Consider the following 26,110-nt stretch of genomic DNA (forward strand, 5'->3'; position numbering starts at 1 on the left):
AGATGATCAATAAATTACGATGTGCATTTTTTACGGATACAAAGGAAGAGGTCGTTAGATCACTTTTCCTACGGAGATATTTCTTAACGTAAAGTATACAAGATCGCACATAAAAGTATAGACCATTTTAATATATACTTTGATAAAATATTAAATCTGGGAGAGTATTCTCTCAGATTTTTTTTATTTCAAGAACATTCATATTATGACATTTAACGAGAGGGTATTCTTTGTTGTAAGGCTAATTCCAGAAGGTAGGGTTACTACGTATGGCATGATTGCTAAATTTGTTGGTGCTCCCAAGGCAGCGAGAATGGTAGGATGGGCAATGAATCGCTCTCATGAACAGCAAGAATATATTCCTGCACATCGTGTTGTAAATCGAAATGGTCTATTGACAGGCAAAGCACACTTTAAAGGAGAGAGCATGGCTGCAAGATTAGAGAGAGAAGGTATTTGTATCAAAGAGAACAAGATACAGCAACTAGATTCACTATTGTGGGACCCTTTCAACGAGATAGAGATTGTTCCAAAAGCTTTTTATGATGATCTTAACCTCTAAACCGGTGAAATATTTTTTTCTAAGATTATGAGATGTAGCACAGGAGAGCAAATGACGGTGTCATAACCCTACCCAAGTTATTTACTTGAGTAGCGTTAATGATATACTATTATAATAAAAGATAAGATAAGGTTACTACAAGTCATTGGTTCTACTCTTGTAGTAAGACCTTTAAATATCATTTTGATATATTCGCACAAAGAGACTTACCCTAAAACAACTCATTAAATAGGTAGAAGTAGAGCTAATCTACAGCATTTTCGACCAAAGGAAGATGATAGTTACGTTTGCGCTCTATATCGCTTGTAATCCCCTTAAGAAGGAGTGAGATCAATGAATGTAACTTCTCATTAAAACTCTCTAATCCAAATTTACGTTGAATGATAGGTTGATCATAGCCTTTGATCGCAATAACTAAGGTATTGGCAACTAAAGTAGGATTTGGAATATCAAAAATACCATAGCTTACGCCCTGTTTTAAGAAACGTTCGATAATCGATATTTCATCTTCTAGATATCGATCTCTCAAAGGGGTGATAAACTCCATGTCAGTAATACTTGAATCCTTTACAGCCTCATGTAATGTCTCAAATTGACCAATTCGAACTGTTCTCTCATAGATATAACGATACAGAGACTCTCTCGGGTCAACAATCTGCTTAAGAACCTTCATGATCCCTTCAGAGAGTTCTTTTGCTTCAATTTTAACTACTTCCATATACAACTCCTCTTTACTATCAAAATAGTAATACAGAGAGCTTTTTCCCTTTTTTGCCTCTTTTGCAATATCCTCTAGAGTGGTCTTACGATAGCCAAACCTTCCGAAGATATTCCTCGCAGATTGTATGATGAGATTTCTTGCATCATCTTTTATGTCCTCTTGATCTTTCGTTTGCATATTCAAAACTACCTAAAAAATTATTACAGAATCATTTTGCTCCTTCTACAAAATCGAATTTAATTATACTTTGTTTTATTAGAGGTCTTATTGATTAGTTTTATTTTAACGGAGCAAATATGTTAAAGGTTCAAAAATAATAAATTATGCTTCATAATAGACAGAAAATAATATGTATCGAAGTTTTTAATTTCAATAGTGTATTTATTGGCTCTTTTATTTAAAACTGTCGTATATCTATTGATCATAGCAATTACAGTCTATATCTCTATATGAAATACTCTCAGTATATTGAGGATAAACTTGGATTTGATAGTTTTATTCCATTTAAACTATACGACTACAGATAGAGGTATGGGGACATTCCCCCATCTACTACACCACATAATATCAGACATTTAACACAAATCATCGCTATTTATGACAGTCAAGTTAAAAGGAGCGACAAATTTCTATGTCGATATAGATTTATCTATTAAATTAGTAGTTGGACATGAAATTCATATCATCATGTCATGGTCAATACAATAATCGTATCTTTGCAAAAAAGTAGATCATATAAAACAATATACAATCATTAGTTGTATCACTTAAGGTATTTAACCATTGAAAGTATCTTAGTTAAATAAATCATAGCAGCTGAAAGCATGGGTAACAAAAGAAATAAGGTCAAAAAGGGACGTAAAAAGTTATTTACCAAGAAGGATATCAAGAAGAGTATTATAAAGATTTTTCAGGAGAATGTCTCTAGATCTTATAATAACAAACAACTTGCCTCTATTCTTGGAGTAAAAGATATGCCGACCAAGCAGCTTATTACTGTCGTTCTGTTTGAGTTGGAAGATCAGAAAATGATTATTCAAGAATCACGTGGTAAATATAAGCTTGATGCCAATGCTGGCTATGTAAACGGAACGATAAAGATTGCATCAAAAGGAAATGGAATTCTTACTACTGATGATGTGACTGAACCCATACTTATTTTATCTCATCATATGAACAGGGCACTGCCAGGAGATAAAGTAAAAGTTTTACTTCATGCCAAAAGAAAGAATAAAGAACAAACTGGTGAAGTGGTAGAGATTTTAGATCGTAATGAGAAACCGATGGTGGGTATCATTCAAAGATCTAAACACTTTAACTTCTTTATTCCTAATCAAAAAATGAGCTTCGACATCTTTATACCTAAAGATAAGCTCCTACGTGCCGAAGATGGGCAACGTGCATTGGTACGTATTACAGATTGGCCAACCCATGCTAAGAATCCTTTTGGAGAAGTTGTTGAAGTACTAGGAGATGTTGGTGATCACAAAGCAGAGATGAATGCCATTATTGCTGAATACGAGCTTCCGACAGCTTTCCCTCCTCGTGTTGAGAGTTATGCTGAAGGTATTGTAGATGGAATTACAGAGGAGGAAGTAGCAAAGAGATGGGACTTTAGAGAGGTAACCACTTTTACTATCGACCCTAAAGATGCCAAAGATTTTGATGATGCACTTTCGATTAAGAAACTTGAAAATGGGAATTGGCAAATTGGTGTGCATATTGCTGATGTCACACATTATGTAAGACCAAAAACTCTTTTAGAAGAGGAAGCATACGAACGTGCAACATCTGTTTACCTTGTGGATAGAGTGGTTCCTATGTTACCAGAACATTTATCCAACGGGGTTTGTTCTCTACGTCCCAATGAAGACAAATTATGCTTCTCTGCTGTATTTGAGCTTAATAATGATGCCGAGATACAGAAGCAGTGGTTTGGACGTACTGTGATCCATTCAGATCGTCGATTTGCCTACGAAGAGGCACAAGAGATAATTGAAGGAGCTGATGGCGATTTCAAACAAGAGATCCTTACCTTGGATCGTCTTGCCAAGGAGCTGAGAGCAGATCGTTTTAATAATGGAAGTATTGGATTCGATAGAGTAGAAGTGAAGTTTAACCTAGATGAACATGGTAGACCAACTGGGGTATATTTCAAAGAGAGTAAAGATGCGAATAAATTGATTGAAGAGTTTATGCTTCTTGCCAACAAACGTGTTGCAGAGTTTATCGGTAAACAACCCGCAGGCAAAAAAGCGAAAACATTTGTCTACCGTATTCATGATAAGCCAGATCCTGAAAGGCTAGAGAACTTTAATCGCTTTATTCAACGATTCGGTTATGGTATACAGACAACATCACCTAAAAATATTGCGCTATCGATGAACAAACTTCTAGGACATGTTGATGGTAAATCAGAACAAAATGTCATTGAAACACTTGCGATACGTACCATGGCAAAAGCAGAGTATTCAACTCACAATATTGGACACTATGGTCTTCATTTTGATTACTATAGCCACTTTACTTCGCCAATTAGAAGGTATCCAGATATGATGGTACACCGTCTACTTGCAAGGTATCTTGATGGAGGTAGATCTGTGATGGAGTCGAAATATGAAGGAATGTGCCAACATGCTTCTAAAAGAGAACAACGTGCAGCAAATGCAGAAAGGGCCTCTATTAAATATAAACAAGTAGAGTTTATGGTTGATAAGATTGGCGCGATATTTGAGGGGTCTATCTCAGGCGTTACCGAATGGGGTATATATGTGGAGTTGGATGAAAACAAGTGTGAAGGAATGATACCGTTATCGATGTTAAAAGACGACTACTATCAGTTTGATGAAAAGAACTACTGTATCATAGGTAAGGCCTTTAAGAATAAATATCAAATGGGAGATAAGCTTCAAGTCCGCATAGCAAAGGCGAACCTACAGAAGAAGCAACTAGATTTCGAATTGGCATAAGAATCAATTTGTCAAGCTCTTGTCAACCATGTGATTTAAAAAAAATAAATTATATTTGTCTGTGAAAGCAGAAGATATTAACTCAAAAGGCTTCATGAAGAACGAAAACGTGAACACAAAAAAAGATGCCGTTCGTGAGAATATTTTGACTATTGCCCAAGATATTTTCAGCAAGTATGGCTATAAGAAAACCACACTTGACGATATCGCGAACGCCGTACGAAAAGGGAAGAGTTCCCTATACTATTACTTCGATAGTAAAGAGGACATCTTTCAAGAGGTGATCAAAAAGGAAGCAGACATTCTTCGTCAAGAGCTTTCTAAAGTACTTCGTAAAGACACAGACCCGGAGGATAAATTAAGAGATTACATATTGACTAAGATAACCACTTATCGACAACTTGCTAATTTCTATAATGCGATTGAAAACGACACAGCAGCAGTAAGCTTTGTTGAATCGATGAAGGCTACTTATGATCAGGAAGAGATTCGTATGATGAAACGTATTTTATTAGATGGTGCAAGAAGGGGACGTTTTGCGATCCAAGATTTCACTCTTGCAGCTATCGGTATTACGACAGCGGTAAAAGGACTAGAGATGCCTTTATCTGCAGGAACATACAAAGAGAGTGATCTTGAGAAAAGTGTAGATGCTATTCTACAAATTCTATGTTATGGTATTATGAAACGATAGCATAAAGACCTACTATCTTTAAAAAGCTTTATCCCCTTTATCGTCTTCCAAAAAGAGACTATAAAGGGGATCTCTTTTATTTGAGATGTAACCCCTTCATCATTTGTGGATATGCACGATAATTAATCCACTGAGACAGCTTCTTATAAGCGATATTAAATGACTCACCTTGATCCATAGATACTCCACTACATCTTGATATATTCTGCTGCCATACCACACGATCACTTCTATCTTTTATAACTACGTGTCCTGTAAAATCAACAGTGTATGAACCATATCCATTTTTTGATGTAATTGGATTAAGCTTCAGTTCCATTGTATATTGAGAACCTTTATCTGCTAATCGACATAGATGTTCCTGTTGGATCTTTGATCTCCATTCGTTGGTAAACCTTTTAGCATATTCACTACTCCCTTTTGATACGACTCTTATCTTTGGTGAAACAACCTTAACCCTTATGTTTCCAACAATAGGAGCCAATTGGGATATCTGCTTTCTTATATTGATATCCGCAGATAATTTACGGCTCCATCTTTTTAAATCAACTTTTACGGTCAAGCTCATCTCTGTTCTAGGGCTCATTACATAAGCTAAAGAAGCAACAACTTCACCATTTTGATCCGTAGCACCTTCAAAGGCTTTTAAACCACTACCTCCATCTAATGATAATTCCACAGGAATAGACGACACAGCACCATGTTCTCCATTCCAAAGTGTAAAACGTCTCATCTCGATATCCCATAAACTTCCTCTTACACCAGTAAATGATGGAGGGGTTTGCCAACGAAGTTTACCAACAGCTTTCACGATGGCTCCCCAAATATGCTGATCAAGACTTGTATCAAGTCCTAAACGCGAGATCTCTTCTTTATATGGTAAATATGAGGACATGGCAGTGGACCACAATTGCATGGCTTTATTAAGATCGCCTGATTCAGATGCGATTTTTCCTTGAGCAAAAGCATCTTTTGCTTTCTCTAACGCAATTTTACTATCCCGAAGTTGTTGCTCTTGATATTTCAATTTGGACAATCGATAGTAAGCCCAATAGACATTGTCGTTTTCCCAGGAGTCGACCAATTCAACCCCTTCGAGGTTATGAGCACTTTCTGTGATAATATTCGATTGAAAATGATGTTGTACCCCCTGCTGGTTGTCAACCGATTGCAACGAACTATTACTTTTTACCGCAACGGAGATGGCAGAGGAGATCTCTGATAGAGCACTCTTTTTAGCTGTTTCTCTATAGTCATTCACATTATAAGGTGTCTTTTCAACACTCCCTAGCCCAACATAATAGAAGTCAGCGATGGGAGGCTGTTTGACCCAAGAGGGTAGATCTGCCAATGGGGTTACGGCCTTTTTTGGACCAGAGCAACTCATTATTGTCAAACTAACACCTAAAAGAATCTGAAATATAATGTTTTTCTTCATATCGAGTTTTAATTTTCTAGAACAACCTGTTTGTCTCCATTATATTCACAAACACCATTTGCTATTCTCTGTGATATATCTTGGATTGCCTTTTTACGCATCTCTTGAACAGGAACTAATTGATCTCTTTGATTAAACAATACTCTTAGCTTTTTGATCGCATAATCGTTGTCTGAGACAGAATCACTATCGGTATCTTTATTTTTATCTTCAAAATAGCCTGGGATGAGGTGTCTATAATCTCCCTTATATCTTGCAAAGATGATTCGATCTTTCATTGTGGCCTTTCGACTATCCGTATGTAATACTTCTCCTGTAGTAGTCGATATTAACGAATATTGATATCCATACCTAAATACAGAGCTTGCTCTATATTCACGATAGTAATGTTTGTGGTATATTGCTCGTTTTTTCTCTTCTCCATTTTCATCTTTATACTTCTCATATGTCTTTGTATAGGCACACTTATAGGTTCTTTCTAAGTCACTTTCTCCATAATAGACATCCAACAACCTTATCTTTAGAATTGTATTGGCACCTATTCCATGAACATATTTTACATACTCAGACATATCTAAATGAAAGAAAGCCTCTTTAGGATCTAACTTAACCTTAAAAAATGGCAACTTCTTTCTTTGTATATAATCGGTAACCATAGGACGAATAGAACCAGCATCACGACCCATTGCTCCCACATGGGTACATGGGGTTACAACCATCGTTATTGTCGCTTGTTCTAACGCTTCCTCTTTGAGAATTTTTGAATCTTTATAATCACCTGTCTCCTTCAATATCTTATTAAATGTATAGTAAGCATTTCGTGGAGCTCCCTCCATTAAAAGCTGTTGCCCATTACGGAAGATTGGCTCATATATTGCGACTCTTCGTTTCTCTTTTACTTCACGATATTTGGGGTTTAACCTATATATTTTACTCAAGATAGACGCTGCTTTGGCAAAATTTTCATCATCTAACTCTTTTATCCCTCTTTGATATGACTCAGAAATGAATGCATCTTTCACCTCTTCATAATAACTCTTAGACTTATCATCGAAGTTGAGCCTTACCCCTAATCCAATTAGATGTTTATGATATTGAACCAACTGTTCATATTTATCCACAGCACGCTCATTTTCTTGTTTTTTATACAATTCATAAAATGTATTTAAGTAATCGTTTAGGACGAGTTGTCCCGTTCTTTTCAAAGCGATTCTAGCATCAACATTTTTAGAATTCTTAATTAATGATATGCGATAATATTCCGCGGCTTCAATGGGCATATTGGCTTTCTCCAACGTTAACCCTTTCTTGTACATTCTCTTTGAGACACAAGAAGAGAATAGTAAAAGAATGAAAACTAAAGTGGTTAAAAAGTAGGATATTTTTTTTGAGAATATCATAGGATCTAATTTACTCAGTATGTAATAAGGTTGCTAATTTACATAACAAACCTCTAAAATTCTATAACATGAATATACATTCTTCGATCCGTAATACATAAAAAAAGCATTGAATTCTAGAAGTATCCTTCCATCATTCAATGCTTAGAGTAATTTTATAATAAAAAAGCGATCTAATTCTCACCCTTTGTCTCAACCAACTTCTTTGTACTTAAAAGTCCACATGCAGCATAAATATCCTCACCTCGACTTGCTCGAATGGTTGTGAGTAAACCTTTTTCGTTAAGAATATCTTTAAATGCTTGTAACCTGCCTTCGTCTGTTCCCTTTAATGGGGTATCGGGTATTTCATGGAATCGAATAAGATTCATTCTACACTGTAGCCCTTTTAGCAAGGCTACAATCGCTCTAGCGTGTTTAGGTGTATCATTTAAACCTGTAAACACAATATACTCAAATGAGACCCTTCGTTGGCCTGCAAAATCATACTGTTTAACCAAGCTTAAAACATCTTCAATCTTATAGGCTTTCTGTACAGGCATAATTTTTGCCCTCTCTTCATCATAGGGAGAATGAAGACTTATTGCAAGGTGACATTTACTTTCATCTAAGAAACGTCTCAAGCTAGGAATGACTCCTACCGTGGATACATTGACTCTCTTAGGACTCATTCCGAATCCCCAATCCGCAGTAATAATCTCAAGGCTTTTTAGAACGGAATCAATATTATCCATAGGTTCACCCATACCCATATAAACAATATTGGTAATAGCTCCCCATTCATCAATCATTCTCAGTTGATTAAGAATCTGATTTGTTGTCAGGTGTTGTTGAAATCCCTGTTTTCCTGTCATACAAAATAGACAGTTCATTTTACACCCCACTTGTGATGACACACAGACAGTAATACGTTCGCCATCTGGAATCATAGCCGTCTCAATATACTTATGTTCTCCTACTTGGAAAAGATACTTCTTCGTTCCGTCGACACTCTCTTTACGATCAGAATAAGCATCTAACCCGATTTCATAAGTATCACCAAGTACTTGTCTTGCCTTTTTAGACAAATTGGTCATCTGTTCAAAAGAGTTTGCACTCTTCTGATACAACCACTCTGCTATCTGCTTTGCAGTAAACTTTGGAAAACCATGCTGACCTACAATATCTTGAAGTTCAGACAGAGTCTTCCCATATAATTTATCCTTTATTTGATTCTGATTTTCCATTATTCTCTAACAAGTAAACTAATAGATAAAGATTATGAGATCTTTATGGTACAAAGATAGCTAAACTATAAGAAAAAGAGACATATATCTCTTTTCATTGCTTCGTATAATCACTATTCATGTAAATGAAACATTTTTTTTGAAAAAACAGACAACTAGAATTTTTCTAAATAAGACAATATCGCTAATTTTGGGTAGTCTAAAGCATATGACAATGAAAAACTATACTCAGATAGTTCGTAGTTTAGCAATTAAACTGCTTAAATTACCAATCTATTTCTACAGAAGTGTGATCTCACCAATGACGCCTCCTTCTTGTAGACACAATCCAACTTGTTCGGCATATGCATTAGAAGCACTTACAAAGCATGGTCCTTTTAAAGGGCTATATTTAACAATAAAGCGTTTGAGTAAATGTCATCCTTGGGGAACACATGGATACGATCCAGTCCCTCCAGTTAAAAAGAACAGATAATGTCATCTAATATGGCGGCTTATTAATGACACTATTTTCTCAAACACCAACTGAAGACATACTAGATGAAGACAATATATATATTTGCGATTATAGCAACCCTCTCATTAATTACGAGTTGTAAGCCAAACAAAAGAGTACAGGATACGAATCAAGGTAATACCAAGCAGATACTATATGTTAGTATTCAACCATTAAAATACTTTGTCGATCAAATTGTAAAAGATCGCTTTGATGTTAAGGTTCTAGTTCCACCAGGAAGTAGCCCAGAGACTTTTGCACCTTCATCCAAACAAATCGCTGAATTAGAAAATGCGATGGGTTTCTTTAAAGTTGGACCACTAACCTATGAAAACAGGTGGGGGAGCGAATGGCAAGCTGCGCATCCTGGGACAGAATTAATCAACTGTAGTATTGGTGTCCCAAAACAAACACTAGCTCATCAACACGGTGATCATGTGCATTATGGAACAGATCCACATATATGGTTAGCTCCTAAAACAGCAAAAATCATAGCTACAAACATCTACGAAGGCATATTGCAATTTGACCCAGCTAATAAAAGTTTTTACCGTAAAAATTTTAAAAATCTCTTGTCCACGATTGAAGGGGTTAAGAGTGATCTAGATAAGATGTTTGAAGGTCATCCCCATCAGGCATTTCTGATCTTTCATCCCGTTCTAGGATATCTATCTTCGGAGTATCATCTTCATCAAGAAGCGATAGAGTTTGAAGGAAAGAAACCTTCTCTTAAGCAACTCACTCATTTTGTTGAGTTAGCTAAGAAAGAGAATATTCAATCCATATTAGTACAAAAAGAATTTAGTAGCTCTAGTGCAAAGATTATCGCAAAGGAGATTAATGGAAAAGTAGTTGTCATTAATCCTCTTGGCTATAATTGGCCAGAAGTAATGAGGGAAATTGGAGAGGCGATCTCTTTGTCAAATAAATAATCGAACTAAATATAGCGCATTGGAAAAAGAACAGAAAAGATTATTACTTGAACTAGACAATGTATCCTCTGGATATGATGGAAAGATTATCATCAATAGCATCAACCTAAAAGTCTATGACAATGATTTTACTGCGATTATTGGACCGAATGGGGGAGGTAAAACTACGTTGATAAAAACAATTGTAGGGCTCATTACACCGACAAAAGGAGAGATTAGATGGAATACCCAAATGGACAGTAATATCTTTGGGTATTTACCTCAAATTAATCAAATCGATCGCTCATTTCCCATCTCTGTTCTTGATGTGGTATTATCTGGTAAATTGACCTCACAAAGATTATTTAAAAGCATAACGAAAGAGATTAAATTAGAAGCCATGACCCTTTTAGAGGAGATGGGGGTCGCTCCATTTGCACAACAAAGTATTGGAAACCTATCTGGAGGTCAACTACAGCGAGTTTTTCTTTGTAGATCACTCATTAACCACCCACAACTACTTATTCTAGATGAGCCTAATACTTATGTCGATACCATATTTGAACAAGAGTTATATGAAAAGCTTAGTCAGTTAAACAAAAAGATGGCCATACTTATGGTTTCACATGACATTGGCACCGTAACGAGATATGTGAAGAAAGTAGCCTGTGTCAATAAAACACTACATTTTCATGGTATAGAAAAACAAGAAGGGTATGAAAAATGTCCTGCATCATTCCTTTATCATAGCAACACTCCATTAACTCTACTCAAAGACCATAACGACACCCCTACATCATGATAGATCTTTTTTCATATGATTTTTTCCAAAATGCCTTAATCGCCGCAATTTTTGCTTCAATATCTTGTGGTATTGTTGGCTCCTATATTGTGGCCAAAAGAATGGTTTTTATTAGTGGTGGAATAACCCATGCCTCCTTTGGTGGAGTAGGACTTGGATATCTTATGGGATTCAATCCATTATATGGAGCAGGAGTATTTGCAATGCTATCAGCTTGTATTGTTGAATATATAAGATCAAAATCACACATAAGAGAAGATTCTGCAATTGGAATGATCTGGGCTGCAGGAATGGCCATAGGTATTCTACTCGTATCCCTAACTCCTGGATACGCACCCGATTTAATGAGTTACCTTTTCGGTGACATCCTTACGGTCACGATGACGGATATCTACTGGATGGCAGGAGTAACGCTCTTAATGATCACATTCTTTACTTTTTTTCATCGAGTAATTACCGCTATAGCCTTTGATGAGTCGTATGCTAAAACATTGAGATTACCAGTAAAATGGATCAACTACACTATTGCCATTATTATGGCTTTAACCATTGTTGTCAATATCCGAATATCTGGGATTATTTTAGTTATCTCATTAATGACAATTCCACAAGCAACTGCTCAGAAGTTTACGCATCAATTAGGATATATGATGATCCACTCTATATGGATTGGCTTCTTAGGTATATTTAGTGGGCTATATATGTCTTATCTATTAGACATTCCTTCTGGCTCATCTATTATCATTAGTGAAATTGTTATCTTCATCTTGGTTCAAGCATTTTATTATCTAAAGAGTAGGGTAAGATCTTAATTATTAACAAAAAAGAGAAGAGATTGTCTGTCTCAAAAAACTCTTCTCTTTTAATCATAGAAACTATATTATAAATTAGCTCGCACTAGGATTTAACCATGAACCTTCGTTGTCTTTTGAAGCATCAATGTAGAAATTTACATCTGCTCCATTCGATGTTCCATAAACTAATAGTTTATATTCATCTGCCGATTCATGTTCAATACGACTAATCGTTAAACTACGCCCTTTAAAAGTGTACTCTGTCCTATTAAACATTGCCGAAAACAAATCACGTACATTCTTATTATTTATAGAAGAAACATCAAATGACTGATCTGTAATTTCAACATTACACTCCTCATTTTTAGCTCCTGGGTAAATATTGTAAGTCAACAATTGATATTTCTTCACATCAGCTGTTACTCTTATTGTATTGAATAAAGAATAATTACCAAACTTTGGAAAATCTTCTTTTCGTTTACTAAAAAACATAAATGTATCCACTAATTCTGATGCCGTCACTTCAATAGCATTACTTGAAGAACTAGAAGTCGAATATTTGATTGTAATCTGCCCCACTCCAGAAATATTACCTTCTACTTTTAGGGTTTTTACAAAGGCCTTGTCTAATGTTACCAAAAGAATATCCATCACACTCTGCAAAGATTTTGTGTCGAAATAAAGAATCATACTCCCATCTTTCAACCTTACTTTGAAATCTGTGTCATTGATCTTCAATGATCCATTCACATTGTATGATACATCATATGATTCGTTAAGCACAGTACGTTTAGATGATGTTTTTTGTACATTAAACTTACCGTCTTTGATCTCATAGTTCACTGTTTTATCCTCAACGGTGAAGTTATCCTTATAGCAATCTTTTTCTCCTACTTTTTTATCCCCTTGGTAATAGGTAATTTTACAAGACGTACTTTCACCATTACTACCTTTGATTTCTTCTGCATCTTTTGGAACCACATATGTCTTATCTAACTGTGTTTCCAATTGTGTTTCCAATACTGACTTTGGCGTTTCGCTATTGCTATCCTTACAACTTGTAAATACTCCTAATGTAATTACCGATATTAGAGTTAAATTCTTAATTAAGTTCATAATTGATATTTTATTATTTTTAATGTTTTTCTACTCCTAAAGAGTATAACTTATTGAATTCGTTGCCTCTTATCTTAAACAAAAAACACTGCCAGACAATAATACCCTATAATTCAAGACCTTAAACGATGAGAAAAATTCAACATTATCGATTCATATTATTTCATTTAAAAAAAGTAGTTTTTCAAGCAACGTTTTGAACAAATCGTAGTCATATATTAAAACATACTGTTTTTACCTATTTCACATTAATGGAGATTAAAAGATTGATTAATAAATGTCTTGGTAATGACCAACGTGCATTTAGTAAGTTATACAAAAATTATTCACCAACATTTGCTGGTATTTGTCGGCGTTATGCTTCTTCAGAAGATGAAGCAAATGACATTTTACAGGAAGCATTTATCAAGATATTTCAGAATCTAGATAAGTTGAAGGATCAATCTCTATTTGAGGCATGGGGCAAAAGAATTGTAATTAATACAGCACTAAATACGATAAAAAAAAGACAACTTAATATATCAATAGATGAAAAAGAGATTGATATATCAATAGAAGAAGAAGCCGAATCAAACCATATTCTAGAACACCTAGACATTAGTGATATTATATCATTAATGAATGAACTCCCTGAAGGGTATAAAACTATTATCAACCTTTATGCAATGGAATCATATTCTCACAAGGAGATCGGAGAGATGCTAGATATTAAAGAAGCAACTTCTAGATCACAATACCATAAAGCAAAAAAAGCTTTTCAAAAGATTATAATACAAAACGTCACAGAGAATAAGTAATGGCAGAATTAAACTTCGAAAATCTTCTACGAGCAAAAGCAAAAGGCTTTAATGCTCCTGTTTCTAGTACGGTTACTAAAAGTATTATGAAACAGACTACGGGTAGCGTAAAAAGTGCGTTATCTACAAAGACTCTGTCATCTACAATTAAAAAAGGATTGGTTAAGATCGGAACACTTGGCACCAAAAATATTATTGTTGGTGCAGCTATCTCTACAGGAACGACAGCTGTGGTTGCAACAAGTAGTTACCTTGCCTCAACATCACACCAAAGTGAAGTCCTCAATAATATCGACCGCCACATAATACAGGACTCCATTGTCAATAAAGTCTCTCTAATGGAAGAGATACATTTAGATACTAACACATCAACAATCGCCCCACAACAGAAAGCAGGTATTCAACAACACACTCAAAAAACTAAATTAGACAATAAGGTTATTCATTTTCTTGATGCTGTACAATTACAAAAATCTGAAATAAAGGATAGTGTTCAATCCAAAGATACTTATTCAACAAATAATTTCTCAGAATACCCAAGTCATACCGAAGTGCTCACCACCAAAGAACTACCGAATACTATTTCACATCGAGATATTGAACTCACCTCATCTTCACCTAAAGATGCAATATGTTTTGATCTACCCAGTTCATCTCAAACGAATACTCAAACAGAGACGTTAGACGAACAAAAACATAGAAATAAAAAGATAAAAGTACGACTCTCCACCTCTTATGGTATTTCAAAACTACTTATTAGTGGGGATAAATCAGATAAAACCACCTCCAATCCTTGGGGGCACAACTATGATTTAACTGTAGATATTGGTTATAAACTATCAAAAAAGATTGATTTTATTTCCTCATTTAAATACCAAAACCTTACACTTAATAGTAACCTCGGAAGCTATGAAACAAAAGAAGAATACATTAATCGTGATATTACCATGCTACATGGAAGAGTAGGAATCAACTATTTAATTATACAATCTCCCAAGTGGTACATCGACATCCATGGAAACATCGGATTGGGTTACAAGTTAAAGCATGATACAAAAATGAGCCTTAGATATCTTGATGAACCTATAACATTAGATCATACAAAAGAGCAACCATGGTCCCCATCTATGTCTTTGGGGTCAACGTTCTTCTATAATGTTAATAAAACCATCACAATGGGATTATCATTAAATGGTGAGTATGAACAGATTCTAGAACAGTATCATGTGATAAATATAAATTCAGCACTATCTGTCTGCTTTAAGTTTTAAAAATAATCAATCTTCAATGCCTAGTAAACAGGCTGGTTGGGCCTATGCCACAAATGTGGTATGGGCCTTTTTTTATCTATTCAATCTTTCATTCACGATACACAAACAACATATGAAAGATTGATATAACTGTAGTGATTAGGACCATAGATCTATTTCAGCAAGAATCGGATTGTAAAAGTGAACTTCACAAGTTAATATTGTCACGATGAAAAAGATTACTAAAGTGAATAATATTAAAAGTTTAGACCCTCAAGATTGGGATAAAACCAGAGAAATAGGATATCAGATGATCGATGATATGATCGAATATCTACAAGATATACCTACCACTCCGTCATGGAATAAAATACCAGATGATGTAAAAACTCATTTAGAAGAAGATATACCCAAAGACCCTACACCCCTAGAAGAGGTCTACGATGAATTTAAACATTACATACTTCCTTACCCTAAAGGGAATATATATCCACTGTTCTGGCACTATAACAGGAGCTTTCGCAGAAATGTTAGCCGCAACGATGAATCCCAATGTAACTATTGGGGAACACGCTGCTATGTACATTGACAAGCAAGTAGTAAAGTGGTGTAAACAGAGGCTTCAAGAGTTCTTCTCAACGGAGGTTCCATGGCTAATATTACAGGACTAACTGTTGCTAGAAATTCGTTCTCTAATTCAGTAAGAGATAATGGTCTATTAGGAGAAAATGACAAATTAGTTCTATATTGCTCTGAAGAAACACATAGTTGTATTACAAAAGCTGCTGAAATCATTATCACTCTTCAGGAAAAAGGTATTGCATCACCATCCTCGACAATTCTTGATGGGAACTACTGTATCAAAGCTTGCATTGTGAATCATAAAACAATACCCAGTGATCTAGAAGAGTTTATCTCATCATTGATTAGAATTGGCAATAAGTTATGCTTTAACGACAAATAACAGATGAATAAAGATGGATCTAAAATCAAATAAATATCATTTCGATAAAATAGCTGATACCTTAGCCTTTATTGATAAAAACTTCAAAGAACAACCTTCGTTAGATATTATTGCGGAGCATATAAACATGAGCCCATTCCACTTTCAACGACTTTTTAAAGATTGGGTCGGTATAAGTCCTAAGAAATACCTTAAGTTCATCAGCTTAGAGTATGCAAAAAATCTAATCAAGCAAAATAACTTAAGCCTCTTTGACACCGCTTACGAAACGGGGCTCTCAAGTACGAGTAGACTTCACGATCTATTTATATCAATCGAAGGAATGACCCCTGGTGAGTATAAAAACAATGGAGCAAACCTCTCAATAAAATATAGCTTATCTGAAACGCCATTTGGAAATATATTTATCGCTTCTACCAATAAAGGTGTTTGTAATTTGTCTTTTGTAGATGAAATAGACACAGGATTAGAGGCCTTAAAGAAAAGGTTCCCAAATGCTTCTTATCTTCATCAATTAGATCCACTACAATTAGATGCACTACAGATATTCCAAAGTAATTGGAGTCGAATAAGAGAAATTAAACTTCACTTAAAAGGAACTGATTTTCAATTAAAAGTATGGGAAGCATTGTTGACCATCCCTTATGGTGCACTCTTGACCTATGGAGGTATTGCAGAGGCAATAAACCTACCCAAGGCTTCTAGAGCAGTAGGTACTGCTATTGGAAATAATCCGATTGCCTACCTGATTCCGTGTCATAGAGTTATTCAGAAATCTGGACAAATTGGGGGCTACCATTGGGACCCAATTAGAAAGAAGGCCATTATTGGTTGGGAGGCGTCAAAAATAGTCTCTGATATAGAGTAACAGTTCAATCTGAAGACCTAACATACAATCTATTTTGACACAAGAAGGTCTATTGGAATAAATCATCATACTTTTTAGGTGTAATGATTCAAAATGTAAAGACAAAAAAAACGAACTGTGAAACCACAATTCGTTTTAAATAAGTAGCGGAGACAGGACTCGAACCTGCGACCTCCGGGTTATGAGCCCGACGAGCTACCAACTGCTCTACCCCGCGATATATTATTTGCTACTCTGAAGTGCTCCGACCTTGAACATCTTCATTTCTCTAAGTAGCGGAGACAGGACTCGAACCTGCGACCTCCGGGTTATGAGCCCGACGAGCTACCAGCTGCTCTACCCCGCGATATATTGTTTGCTACTCTGAAGTGCTCCGACTTTGAACATCTTCATTTCTCTAAGTAGCGGAGACAGGACTCGAACCTGCGACCTCCGGGTTATGAGCCCGACGAGCTACCAGCTGCTCTACCCCGCGATATATTGTTTGCTACTTTGAAGTGCTCCGACGTTGAACATCTTCATTTCTCTAAGTAGCGGAGACAGGACTCGAACCTGCGACCTCCGGGTTATGAGCCCGACGAGCTACCAACTGCTCTACCCCGCGATATTGCGGTTGCAAATATAGGGCTTTTATGTAATTCCCCAAACACATCTACTCTTTTTTTCATTTCTTCGTCATATTCGCAACATCTTTTGACACGATTCCTATCAACTAAACAACTATAAACGACGAAATTCTATTACCTTTGCAGTATAACGATAGTTTGAATTTATGAACGATACAAACAATAAAGCACCAAAAAAATTCAGAGACAAGCTAAAAGATCACTATAGGGTTGTAGTATATCATGACATTACTTATCATGCTGTTAGGCAATTACGTTTTAGCCTTCGTCGATTTTATCTATTAGTTATCCTTTTAATCATCTTTATAGCCTCTGCTTCGATTGCACTTATTGCATTCACTCCTATCAGAGAGTTTATTCCAGGATTCCCATCAGACGATTTAAGAAATGAAATTATAGAGAATACGTTGGCTGTAGACTCTCTTGAGCATGAAATTGCTATTCGAGACAAATATTTCCGTGATTTTAGACGTATGCTTGCAGGTGATGATCCCGTGGAGGTCGTTCAGAATAACAAATTAGACACTGTAGTAAAGATCGACAGTATAAAATTTAAGAAATTCAACCATGACTCTATCTTTAATGAGAAGATCAAAGAAGATAAAGAGAATCTTTCTTTTAAAGATGGAAATAATAGCCATATGGTACTAGGTAGTGTACTACTGTTTTCTCCTCTTAAAGGAAAAATAACATCTACATATGACATACAGAAACATCAATATGGTGTTCAGCTGACTGCACCTAAAGGATCAACTATTTTTTCTACTTTAGATGGTACTGTGGTCTTTTCTGGTTATACAGTTGACGACAAATATGTCATTCAAATCCAACATGACAATAACATTATTTCAGTTTATCGACACAATGAAGAGCTACTCAAGAAAGTAGGAGATAAGGTGAGAGCAGGGGAAGCCATTGCCATTATTGGAAATAGAAAACGTAAGAAAGAGTTACCTTTCTTATCATTCGAACTATGGTATAAAGGCGTAGCTGTAGATCCTCAACTATACATCCATTTCGAATAACCATTGAACATTGAAGAATAAAATTAACAACGTGACAACAATAAAAAAAATAGCCATATTAGGATCTACTGGGTCCATCGGTACACAGACACTAGAAGTTGTAGATCACCATCCCGATAAATTCTCCGTTGAAGTAATCACAGCAAACAATAGCGCAAAAGAGTTAATTGCTCAAGCAATCAAATATAAGCCCAATTGTGTTGTAATAGCCAATGAAGAAAAATATAAAGAAGTTGACGATGCTCTATTCAGCCACGATATAAAAGTATACGCTGGATCTGATGCATTAGAACAGGTTGTTCAAATGGACTCCATTGATATTGTGGTGACAGCCATGGTAGGATATGCTGGACTTATTCCAACGATCCGTGCCATTGAAGCAAATAAACCCATTGCTTTGGCCAATAAAGAGACATTAGTAGTTGCAGGAGATCTAATTAACGAGAAGGTGAAACAACATCAAGTTGCCATCCTTCCTGTTGACTCAGAACACTCAGCCATATTTCAATGTCTAACGGGAGAACATCTAAATCCTATTGAACAGATATATCTTACTTGTTCAGGAGGTCCTTTCTTAGGAAAAACAAGAGATGAGCTGAAACATGTTACAGCAAAAGATGCATTAAAACATCCCAATTGGGATATGGGAGCAAAGATATCGATCGATTCGGCTACCATGATGAACAAAGGTTTTGAAGTCATTGAAGCCAAATGGCTATTTGACTTAACTCCAGACCAAATAAAAGTCATCGTGCACCCTCAAAGTATCGTACACTCACTTGTTCAGTTCGAAGACGGATCAATGAAAGCACAAATGGGTTTACCAGATATGAAACTTCCAATTCAATATGCTTTAACATATCCAGAGAGATATAAGACCTCTTTCGAACGTTTCAATTTCATGGACTATCCGAATTTAACATTTTCGGCTCCTGATATGGAAACATTTTCCAACCTACGTCTAGCATATCAAGCAATGGATGAAGGAGGGAATAAAGCCTGTGCATTGAATGCTGCCAACGAGATTGTAGTAAAAGCATTCTTAAACAATGAGATCTCATTCTTAGGTATGCCTAAAGTCAATGAGCTTGTGATGGAAAAAATTTCTTATATTGCCAAACCCACTCTTGATGATTATATTGAAACAGATAAAGTCGCAAGAGAGATGGCAATTGAGTTAATAAAAAAAAGAACAATATAACACATGGAAATATTTGTAAGAGTTGCACAACTCCTTCTTAGTTTATCACTATTGGTAATTATCCACGAGTTTGGACACTTTATGTTTGCAAAATTATTCAAATGTAGGGTAGAAAAATTCTATCTTTTCTTTGATCCGTACTTCTCTATCTTCAAAAAGAAAATTGGAGAGACAGAGTATGGTATTGGATGGCTTCCTCTTGGAGGGTATGTTAAGATCTCCGGGATGATCGATGAGTCGATGGACAAAGAGCAGATGAAGCAAGAGCCTCAGCCGTGGGAATTTAGATCTAAGCCGGCATGGCAACGTCTTCTTGTCATGATTGGTGGTGTTCTTAACAACGTAATACTTGCTTGTGTCATATACACTGCAATGAGTTATGTATGGGGTGAAAGCTATCTTCCTAACGACAACGTTAAATATGGAGTCCAAACAACAGAGATCTCTAAAGAAGTTGGTATCCATGATGGCGATAAAATTATCTCTATTGATGGAACAAAAATTGATCGATTTTCTCAAATTAATCAATTCATACTTCTTGAAGATGCACAAAAGCTGACCGTTAAAAGAGATGGTGAACTAGTAACACTAGACATTCCATCTAATACCATTGCAAAACTTATCTCTTCTAAAACTTCATTTGTATATCCAAGAAGACCATTTGATGGAACTATTGATGCTTTTGCAAAAAACTCGGCAGCTCGTAATGCTGGACTAGATTTGGAAGACAAAATCATCTCGGTTGACAATAATAGATTTCAATATATTGATCAAGTACAATCCTATTTTAAAGAGAATGCTGGTAAAGATGTAGTGGTTGAATTTAACCATGACGGGCAAGAGAAAGAGTCAATGCTAAAGGTTAATGACAAAGGATTTATTGGAGTACAGTTTAGCAGCTACGATTTCGAATTAGCAACCATTCATTATAGTTTCTTTGAGTCTATTCCAAGAGGAATGGAGAGAGGTAAAAATTCTATTGTCAACTACTTAAAACAGCTGAAGTTGATGGGCAACCCTGACACAGGAGCCTACAAAAGTGTTGGTGGTTTTATTTCAATTGGTAAGATATTCCCTACATACTGGGATTGGTATAGCTTCTGGAATATGACAGCACTTCTATCCATCATACTTGCTGTAATGAACATACTACCTATTCCTGCGTTAGATGGAGGACACGTACTGTTCCTTCTTTTTGAGATCATTACAAGAAGGAAGCCAAACGAAAAGTTCCTTGAGTATGCACAAACAGCTGGAATGTTTATTCTACTAGCACTGCTACTTTATGCGAATGGAAATGACATCATTAAGTTGATATTTAATTAAAAACATTATCTCACACTAAATATACTAGCATTATGAATCACGGTGTAATATTAGGCATGTTTGGAGGTCAGGAGATCTTCATCATAGCACTTGTTATATTAGTTCTCTTTGGTGGAAAAAAGATTCCAGAACTAATGAGAGGCGTTGGCAAAGGGTTGAAAGAGTTTAAAAATGAGACCAAGGAAGACGATGCTGAAAAGAAAGAAGACGAGAAGAAATAATTCATAGGGGAAACCCAACGATGTAAAAAAAAGCGATCCTTTATAGGGTCCTTTTTTTTTGCTATATTTAGAGGAGTAGATCAAATATTAGAGTTTTACCATCATACCCTTATTGATATGAAAAAGAATAGAATATTTCAATTTTTAACTGTCATCACACTGATCATTGGATTAAGTTCCTGCGGCGGCGGAAGTAAGAAACTGATGAAGAAAGCGACTGGTAAGCCAGGTAGCCTAGTTGTAGTTGTTCCTGATAATATATGGAATGGACCAGCAGGAACAAGCATTCGTGAATTTCTTGCTCAACCTGTACCTAGCCTTCCACAAGACGAACCAGTGTTGGATGTGATCAATATCCCAAATCAAGGTTTTACTGACATATTCCGTACCACTAGAAATATTCTACTCGTAAAAGTGGACGATCGTCTAGAGAAAAATCAAATCTCTTTTGCGAAAGATGTATGGTCCACTCCACAGACGGTAATTCACCTAAAGGCAAAATCAGAGAAGGAGCTTATCGATCTTTTCACCAAAAACCAAAGAAAGATTCTAAGCTATTATCTTCGTGCCGAATATGGTATACTGATGGACACCTACAGCAAAGAGACTTTCCGAAACAAACCAGTAGGAAAATACCTATTAAAGAAATATAACATCAACATGAACTTCCCTAAAGGGTTCCAGATAGCAAAAGATGTTCCAAACTTTAGTTGGATTAGATACGAATCAAGAGAAACAAGTCAAGGTGTATTTGTATGGAGTACTCCATATACAGACGAAAGCCAGTTTAAAGTGGAGAACCTTGTTGCCATGCGTGATTCTATACTTAAAGCTAATGTTGAAGGACCTGCTCCACACTCTTTTATGACAACTGAAAAAAGAATCGAGACCCTAAGTCGTGTATTCAAATTAAATGGAAATTACGCCAAAGAGTTGAGAGGACTTTGGAAAGTAGAAGGAGACTTTATGGGAGGACCATGGGTTAGTATCTCTGTATTAGACGTCATTAAAAAACGTATTATAACAGTCGATGGATATCTCTATTCTCCAAAGATGGATAAGAGAAACCTTCTTCGTCAAGTAGAAGCTATTCTTAGGTCCGTAAGTTTCCCATACCAAAAGAAATTAGATATGGCTAACAATAAAATCGATCAAATGAATGTAGATATTACTGTGAAGCCAACAAAATAATATCACCTTAATGGTTGTATTCATAAAAGAATCCCATCCCCATATATCTTGTACTCAAGTATAGGGAATGGGACTCTTTTATGAATTATATTTATCCTTGATGAATATCAGTCTTATTACCCTAAGAAAGCAGTATACATCCAAACCAACTTCTCTTGCTCTCTAATATAATCACTCATCAACGCATTCGTACCTTCATCACCATATTCATCGCTCAATGTAAGAATAGCTCGTTGCTTTCTAATCAATGTTTCAAAACCATCTAATACTGACTCTACCGTTGATTTAGCATCGTCTAACCCTACAGCTTCTTTAATCTCTGAATCTTGTATATAGGCAGAAAATGAATGCAATGGAGATGCTCCTAACGTCAAGACCCTCTCTGCGATTTCATCTACCTTCACGATAGTATCATTATACAACTCTTCAAACTTCACGTGTAGTTCAAAGAACTTTTCTCCTTTAATATTCCAATGAAAACCTCTTAGGTTCATATAAAAAACCTGATAGTTTGCTAAAAGATCATTCAATTGCTTTGCCAAGACTTGTGCTTCTGCTTCTACTAATCCAATACGATTCATAACGTTCTTTTTTATTATTTTCTGATACAAACATAAACACTAATTACCTGACAATCAAATCAATAATAACTATGTCATCATAAATAAAACTTATATACCTAAGACAAGGACTGTTCGTAAAAAGAAAACAAGCCTACCTCATCTCATTCTAAAAATCATAGTTTGCCTCTGCTTTTCATATTAAAAGAGAAGCTGCCAGACTATATCCTAAAGAGGTATCATTCTATAGCCTAGGCTTTTAAGCCTAGTGGAGTAGATTATATAGTGTCGTAATTATTAAAGTGTCATCAGAAATAATCCATTTACATCATTAAAAGAGATCTCCACGACCGATATTAACAGGTCGAATTATTCAATATCACGCATCTGTTTTTGCTGCAACAATGCACTGAAGGCGCTACAGTTAATAGCCCAGTGCGAAGCGCTGGGTATAGACACCCCTCCAAGAATAAGGGCTGTAAGTCCGATCCATGGAATTGGAATTGCTACATTTGACCAGCTATAAAGCTTAGCACTTTCAGTGCATTGGTATTGCAAAGGGAAATGAATTATTTTATGAACAAGCCATGATTGATATCATTACCTACTCTTCCACAAGTCATATGTTACAGAGAATTGTATTCCTCCATTCTTCATCCAATTATCATGTTCTTCTGTAGTATTCTTGTTCACATCATTCAATCCATACGTAGTTCTTAGATCAATCCCTAAAGGCAAATTCCGAACCTTATAATGCACACCTAACGATATAGAGTAATCCATCTGTTTAAAGTCCACCTTTTCATACTTATCGTATATCAGGTTATCAATAACGACATTCGGAGCAAGATTCTCTCCCTGTTCATCCATAACGACCAGCTCTCCTTCCCAATCATGGTTACTACTCAGCAAGAGTCCAAAACGGAACCCACCAAATACTTTCCATGGAGAATCTCCAAAGTGATAACAGAAAAGTATAGGCAATGCCAAATAGTTATTTTTAAAAGAGGATTCACCCGTTAAAGTATAATCATATGAAATTGGGGTATCCATAGATGAATCTTCATATGTTCCACTCATATCTGTAGCACCAAAACTACCTGTTTGGACAAAATAGAGCTCAGTTTGAAGACTAAACTTTTCACTCAATGCATAGTTCATATAAAGTCCCTCAACAAGCCCATTTCTCATTCTTCCATCAGGACTTCCAGACACATAGTAGAAACTCTCATTCACTCCGACACGTAGCCCTAAAGTTATCTTACCTCTCTCCATATTATCCTGAGCAGAAGCAATAAAACTTGAACATATACAGACACATATTAAGATCACATTTCTCATAGTAATAAATCTTAGATAACCGATTAAATATCTTGAATCAATCAGTATAATGAAACTTTGGCTTACAGTAAAACACACTGCAAAACCATAATGTTCACATCATTACATATGAATTATCTACGAATCATCAACAAGGAGTAAAATAGCAATTGAATTATGAAATAAGCTATAAGGCCATGTAAATATATCTTGTTAAACAAGGCACAAAGATGAGGAAATAACTTCCCCGATGAGAATATTTCTTAACGAAGGATAAACCATATAGAATATGAGAATATAGCTTATCTACATATGCAGTTGGAGTTATACGAACCTAAGTTTGTATAATCTAAGATAGCCATCGAGACACAACTTCTGTAATATCTCGATGGTTTGTTTTATGATAGGTTAACCACCCCTTCGGGCATATCTTGATATTCATACGCTTGGTTACGCAATTGAGGCATAAACCCAGCTTCAACAATGGCCTTTTGGATACCTTCGGCATCCATCTGATAATTGGCACCAGCAGAAGAGACCACATTCTCTTCAATCATTATGGAACCCATATCATTCGCCCCTGCATAAAGCGTAGCTTGTGCTGTTGCTTTTCCTACAGTCAACCATGAAGCTTGAATATTAGGCACATTATTCAACAAAATACGACTCATCGCAATCAAACGAACGTAGCTTGCTGGAGTAATTGGCTTGCAATCAAACTCCTCGGCTAACTTAGTTCCTTCCGTATAGACCGTCCATGGAATAAAAGCCGTAAAACCATCACTTCCTTCAGGCCTTGATGCTTGAACCTCTCTTAATTTCAAAAGATGCTCAACCCGCTCCTGTAGTGTTTCGATATGGCCAAACATCATCGTAGCTGAGGTTACCATATTCAATTTATGGGCTTCCCTCATTACATCTAACCACTGATCTGTTGTAGCCTTACCTGGAGATAATTTCTTTCGAACCCTATCAGATAAGATCTCCGCACCTGCACCAGGAAGGCTATCCAGTCCTGCCTTCATTAAACGAACCAAAGTATCGCGATAGGATAGACGACTCTTACGTGCAATATGGTGTATCTCTGGAGGACCTAATGAGTGAAGTTTTACCTCAGGATATCTCGATTTTAATGATGAGTATAACTCCTCATAGAACTCAATCCCATACTTTGGATGCATACCTCCTTGAAGCAGGAGTTGATTACCACCCCTCTTTAACATCTCCTCTATTTTCTCCACATACTCATCAATAGTTGTAGTGAAAGTATCCTCATCTTTAAGCTTACGATGAAAATTACAGAAGGAGCAGTTAGAGACACATACATTCGTAATGTTAACATTACGATCTATAATCCATGTAACCTTATTATCGTCACGATATCTCTTACGAATCTCATTAGCGACATAACTCAACTCACTCAATGGACTCTCTTCATAAAGAAACAGACCTTCCTCCACGGTAAGTGGCTGAAGTGCTATCGCTTTATTATATATTGCTATTCTATCCATATGCTTACAAACCTATTTATTTTTCAAGAACTCGTACTCGGGTTAATACCAACCCTATTTTTAAATAGGGTTGAATTCCCATTGAATTATACTTCTCAAATGTACATATTTGAAATATCAG

25 protein-coding genes and 4 tRNA genes are annotated in these 26,110 nt (G+C 35.9%); 17 read left to right on the forward strand and 12 right to left on the reverse strand.

Annotation, left to right across the window (positions count from 1 at the left end; all coding sequences use genetic code 11):
* The first annotated feature begins 205 nt into the window (after nt 1-205).
* Nucleotides 206-562, forward strand: coding sequence for an MGMT family protein (locus K5X82_10960; protein QZT35818.1), 357 nt, complete (start codon nt 206-208; stop codon nt 560-562).
* A gap of 244 nt (nt 563-806) precedes the next feature.
* Here the strand turns inward: K5X82_10960 and K5X82_10965 are convergent, their stop codons facing one another.
* Entirely contained in the window at nt 807-1,460 is a 654-nt protein-coding gene (locus tag K5X82_10965) for a TetR/AcrR family transcriptional regulator (protein QZT35819.1), read from the reverse strand.
* A gap of 647 nt (nt 1,461-2,107) precedes the next feature.
* Between K5X82_10965 and rnr the strand changes: the two genes are divergently transcribed.
* Both rnr and K5X82_10975 read left to right on the forward strand, forming a co-directional pair.
* Nucleotides 2,108-4,252 (forward strand): ribonuclease R, encoded by a 2,145-nt coding sequence (gene rnr, locus K5X82_10970; GenBank protein ID QZT35820.1) that lies wholly within the window; start codon nt 2,108-2,110, stop codon nt 4,250-4,252.
* Between the two features lie 94 nt (nt 4,253-4,346).
* On the forward strand, nt 4,347-4,946 hold the full coding sequence (locus K5X82_10975; protein ID QZT35821.1) for a TetR/AcrR family transcriptional regulator: 600 nt from the start codon (nt 4,347-4,349) through the stop codon (nt 4,944-4,946).
* Between the two features lie 76 nt (nt 4,947-5,022).
* Here K5X82_10975 and K5X82_10980 read toward each other — a convergent pair whose 3' ends face one another.
* The 3 genes from K5X82_10980 to rlmN all read right to left on the reverse strand — a co-directional run bounded on the left by K5X82_10980 (nt 5,023) and on the right by rlmN (nt 9,010).
* Complete coding sequence (locus K5X82_10980) at nt 5,023-6,384, reverse strand: LPP20 family lipoprotein (protein ID QZT35822.1); 1,362 nt, start codon at nt 6,382-6,384, stop codon at nt 5,023-5,025.
* Between the two features lie 8 nt (nt 6,385-6,392).
* Nucleotides 6,393-7,784, reverse strand: a complete 1,392-nt coding sequence (locus tag K5X82_10985) for a hypothetical protein (protein ID QZT35823.1) — start codon at nt 7,782-7,784, stop codon at nt 6,393-6,395.
* A 173-nt stretch (nt 7,785-7,957) separates the two neighbouring features.
* Nucleotides 7,958-9,010, reverse strand: coding sequence for a 23S rRNA (adenine(2503)-C(2))-methyltransferase RlmN (rlmN, locus tag K5X82_10990; protein ID QZT35824.1), 1,053 nt, complete (start codon nt 9,008-9,010; stop codon nt 7,958-7,960).
* A 214-nt stretch (nt 9,011-9,224) separates the two neighbouring features.
* On the opposite strand from rlmN, the gene yidD reads away from it, so the two are divergent.
* The 4 genes from yidD to K5X82_11010 all read left to right on the forward strand — a co-directional run bounded on the left by yidD (nt 9,225) and on the right by K5X82_11010 (nt 12,031).
* Nucleotides 9,225-9,485, forward strand: coding sequence for a membrane protein insertion efficiency factor YidD (yidD, locus tag K5X82_10995; GenBank protein QZT35825.1), 261 nt, complete (start codon nt 9,225-9,227; stop codon nt 9,483-9,485).
* A 65-nt stretch (nt 9,486-9,550) separates the two neighbouring features.
* Entirely contained in the window at nt 9,551-10,438 is an 888-nt protein-coding gene (locus tag K5X82_11000) for a zinc ABC transporter substrate-binding protein (protein ID QZT35826.1), read from the forward strand.
* Nucleotides 10,439-10,457: 19 nt separating this feature from the next.
* The gene (locus K5X82_11005) at nt 10,458-11,219 is read left to right on the forward strand and encodes an ABC transporter ATP-binding protein (GenBank protein ID QZT35827.1); all 762 of its coding nucleotides are present in this window, start codon (nt 10,458-10,460) and stop codon (nt 11,217-11,219) included.
* On the forward strand, nt 11,216-12,031 hold the full coding sequence (locus K5X82_11010; protein QZT35828.1) for a metal ABC transporter permease: 816 nt from the start codon (nt 11,216-11,218) through the stop codon (nt 12,029-12,031). The genes K5X82_11005 and K5X82_11010 overlap by 4 nt, the downstream gene beginning before the upstream one ends.
* Before the next feature lie 75 nt (nt 12,032-12,106).
* Here the strand turns inward: K5X82_11010 and K5X82_11015 are convergent, their stop codons facing one another.
* Nucleotides 12,107-13,129, reverse strand: a complete 1,023-nt coding sequence (locus K5X82_11015; GenBank protein QZT35829.1) for a hypothetical protein — start codon at nt 13,127-13,129, stop codon at nt 12,107-12,109.
* 251 nt (nt 13,130-13,380) lie between these two features.
* Here K5X82_11015 and K5X82_11020 point away from each other — a divergent pair, with 251 nt between their 5' ends.
* The 5 genes from K5X82_11020 (at nt 13,381) to K5X82_11040 (ending at nt 17,008) form a co-directional block, all read left to right on the forward strand.
* Nucleotides 13,381-13,926: a sigma-70 family RNA polymerase sigma factor gene (locus K5X82_11020; protein ID QZT35830.1), complete on the forward strand. Its 546-nt coding sequence runs from the start codon at nt 13,381-13,383 to the stop codon at nt 13,924-13,926.
* Nucleotides 13,926-15,197 (forward strand): hypothetical protein, encoded by a 1,272-nt coding sequence (locus K5X82_11025; GenBank protein ID QZT35831.1) that lies wholly within the window; start codon nt 13,926-13,928, stop codon nt 15,195-15,197. The genes K5X82_11020 and K5X82_11025 overlap by 1 nt, the downstream gene beginning before the upstream one ends.
* 208 nt (nt 15,198-15,405) lie before the next feature.
* Nucleotides 15,406-15,765, forward strand: coding sequence for a hypothetical protein (locus tag K5X82_11030; protein QZT35832.1), 360 nt, complete (start codon nt 15,406-15,408; stop codon nt 15,763-15,765).
* Nucleotides 15,766-15,825: 60 nt separating this feature from the next.
* Nucleotides 15,826-16,140: a hypothetical protein gene (locus K5X82_11035; GenBank protein QZT35833.1), complete on the forward strand. Its 315-nt coding sequence runs from the start codon at nt 15,826-15,828 to the stop codon at nt 16,138-16,140.
* A gap of 13 nt (nt 16,141-16,153) precedes the next feature.
* Nucleotides 16,154-17,008 carry a methylated-DNA--[protein]-cysteine S-methyltransferase gene (locus tag K5X82_11040; protein ID QZT35834.1) on the forward strand — a complete coding sequence of 285 codons (855 nt, stop codon included), beginning with the start codon at nt 16,154-16,156 and terminating at the stop codon, nt 17,006-17,008.
* 144 nt (nt 17,009-17,152) lie between these two features.
* On the opposite strand, the gene K5X82_11045 is transcribed toward K5X82_11040, so the two are convergent.
* The 4 genes from K5X82_11045 to K5X82_11060 form a co-directional block, all read right to left on the reverse strand.
* Nucleotides 17,153-17,225: transfer RNA gene (locus tag K5X82_11045), tRNA-Met, on the reverse strand.
* Between the two features lie 56 nt (nt 17,226-17,281).
* Nucleotides 17,282-17,354: transfer RNA gene (locus K5X82_11050), tRNA-Met, on the reverse strand.
* A gap of 56 nt (nt 17,355-17,410) precedes the next feature.
* A tRNA-Met gene (locus K5X82_11055) sits at nt 17,411-17,483 on the reverse strand.
* Between the two features lie 56 nt (nt 17,484-17,539).
* A tRNA-Met gene (locus K5X82_11060) sits at nt 17,540-17,612 on the reverse strand.
* A 168-nt stretch (nt 17,613-17,780) separates the two neighbouring features.
* Between K5X82_11060 and K5X82_11065 the strand changes: the two genes are divergently transcribed.
* The 5 genes from K5X82_11065 (at nt 17,781) to K5X82_11085 (ending at nt 22,598) form a co-directional block, all read left to right on the forward strand.
* Nucleotides 17,781-18,659, forward strand: a complete 879-nt coding sequence (locus K5X82_11065) for a M23 family metallopeptidase (GenBank protein QZT35835.1) — start codon at nt 17,781-17,783, stop codon at nt 18,657-18,659.
* A 31-nt stretch (nt 18,660-18,690) separates the two neighbouring features.
* Nucleotides 18,691-19,860: a 1-deoxy-D-xylulose-5-phosphate reductoisomerase gene (locus K5X82_11070; protein QZT35836.1), complete on the forward strand. Its 1,170-nt coding sequence runs from the start codon at nt 18,691-18,693 to the stop codon at nt 19,858-19,860.
* Nucleotides 19,861-19,863: 3 nt separating this feature from the next.
* Entirely contained in the window at nt 19,864-21,186 is a 1,323-nt protein-coding gene (gene rseP / locus K5X82_11075; GenBank protein QZT35837.1) for an RIP metalloprotease RseP, read from the forward strand.
* 56 nt (nt 21,187-21,242) lie between these two features.
* On the forward strand, nt 21,243-21,407 hold the full coding sequence (locus K5X82_11080) for a twin-arginine translocase TatA/TatE family subunit (GenBank protein ID QZT39122.1): 165 nt from the start codon (nt 21,243-21,245) through the stop codon (nt 21,405-21,407).
* Nucleotides 21,408-21,524: 117 nt separating this feature from the next.
* Nucleotides 21,525-22,598, forward strand: a complete 1,074-nt coding sequence (locus K5X82_11085) for a DUF4837 family protein (protein ID QZT35838.1) — start codon at nt 21,525-21,527, stop codon at nt 22,596-22,598.
* Between the two features lie 116 nt (nt 22,599-22,714).
* Here the strand turns inward: K5X82_11085 and K5X82_11090 are convergent, their stop codons facing one another.
* The 3 genes from K5X82_11090 to mqnC all read right to left on the reverse strand — a co-directional run bounded on the left by K5X82_11090 (nt 22,715) and on the right by mqnC (nt 25,989).
* Nucleotides 22,715-23,179 carry a DNA starvation/stationary phase protection protein gene (locus K5X82_11090; GenBank protein QZT35839.1) on the reverse strand — a complete coding sequence of 155 codons (465 nt, stop codon included), beginning with the start codon at nt 23,177-23,179 and terminating at the stop codon, nt 22,715-22,717.
* Between the two features lie 579 nt (nt 23,180-23,758).
* Nucleotides 23,759-24,499, reverse strand: a complete 741-nt coding sequence (locus K5X82_11095; GenBank protein ID QZT35840.1) for a PorT family protein — start codon at nt 24,497-24,499, stop codon at nt 23,759-23,761.
* Nucleotides 24,500-24,876: 377 nt separating this feature from the next.
* Nucleotides 24,877-25,989: a dehypoxanthine futalosine cyclase gene (mqnC, locus tag K5X82_11100; GenBank protein ID QZT35841.1), complete on the reverse strand. Its 1,113-nt coding sequence runs from the start codon at nt 25,987-25,989 to the stop codon at nt 24,877-24,879.
* Nucleotides 25,990-26,110 lie beyond the last annotated feature (121 nt).

The organism is Prolixibacteraceae bacterium (genome assembly GCA_019856515.1).
GTDB lineage: Bacteria > Bacteroidota > Bacteroidia > Bacteroidales > Prolixibacteraceae > Halosquirtibacter > Halosquirtibacter xylanolyticus.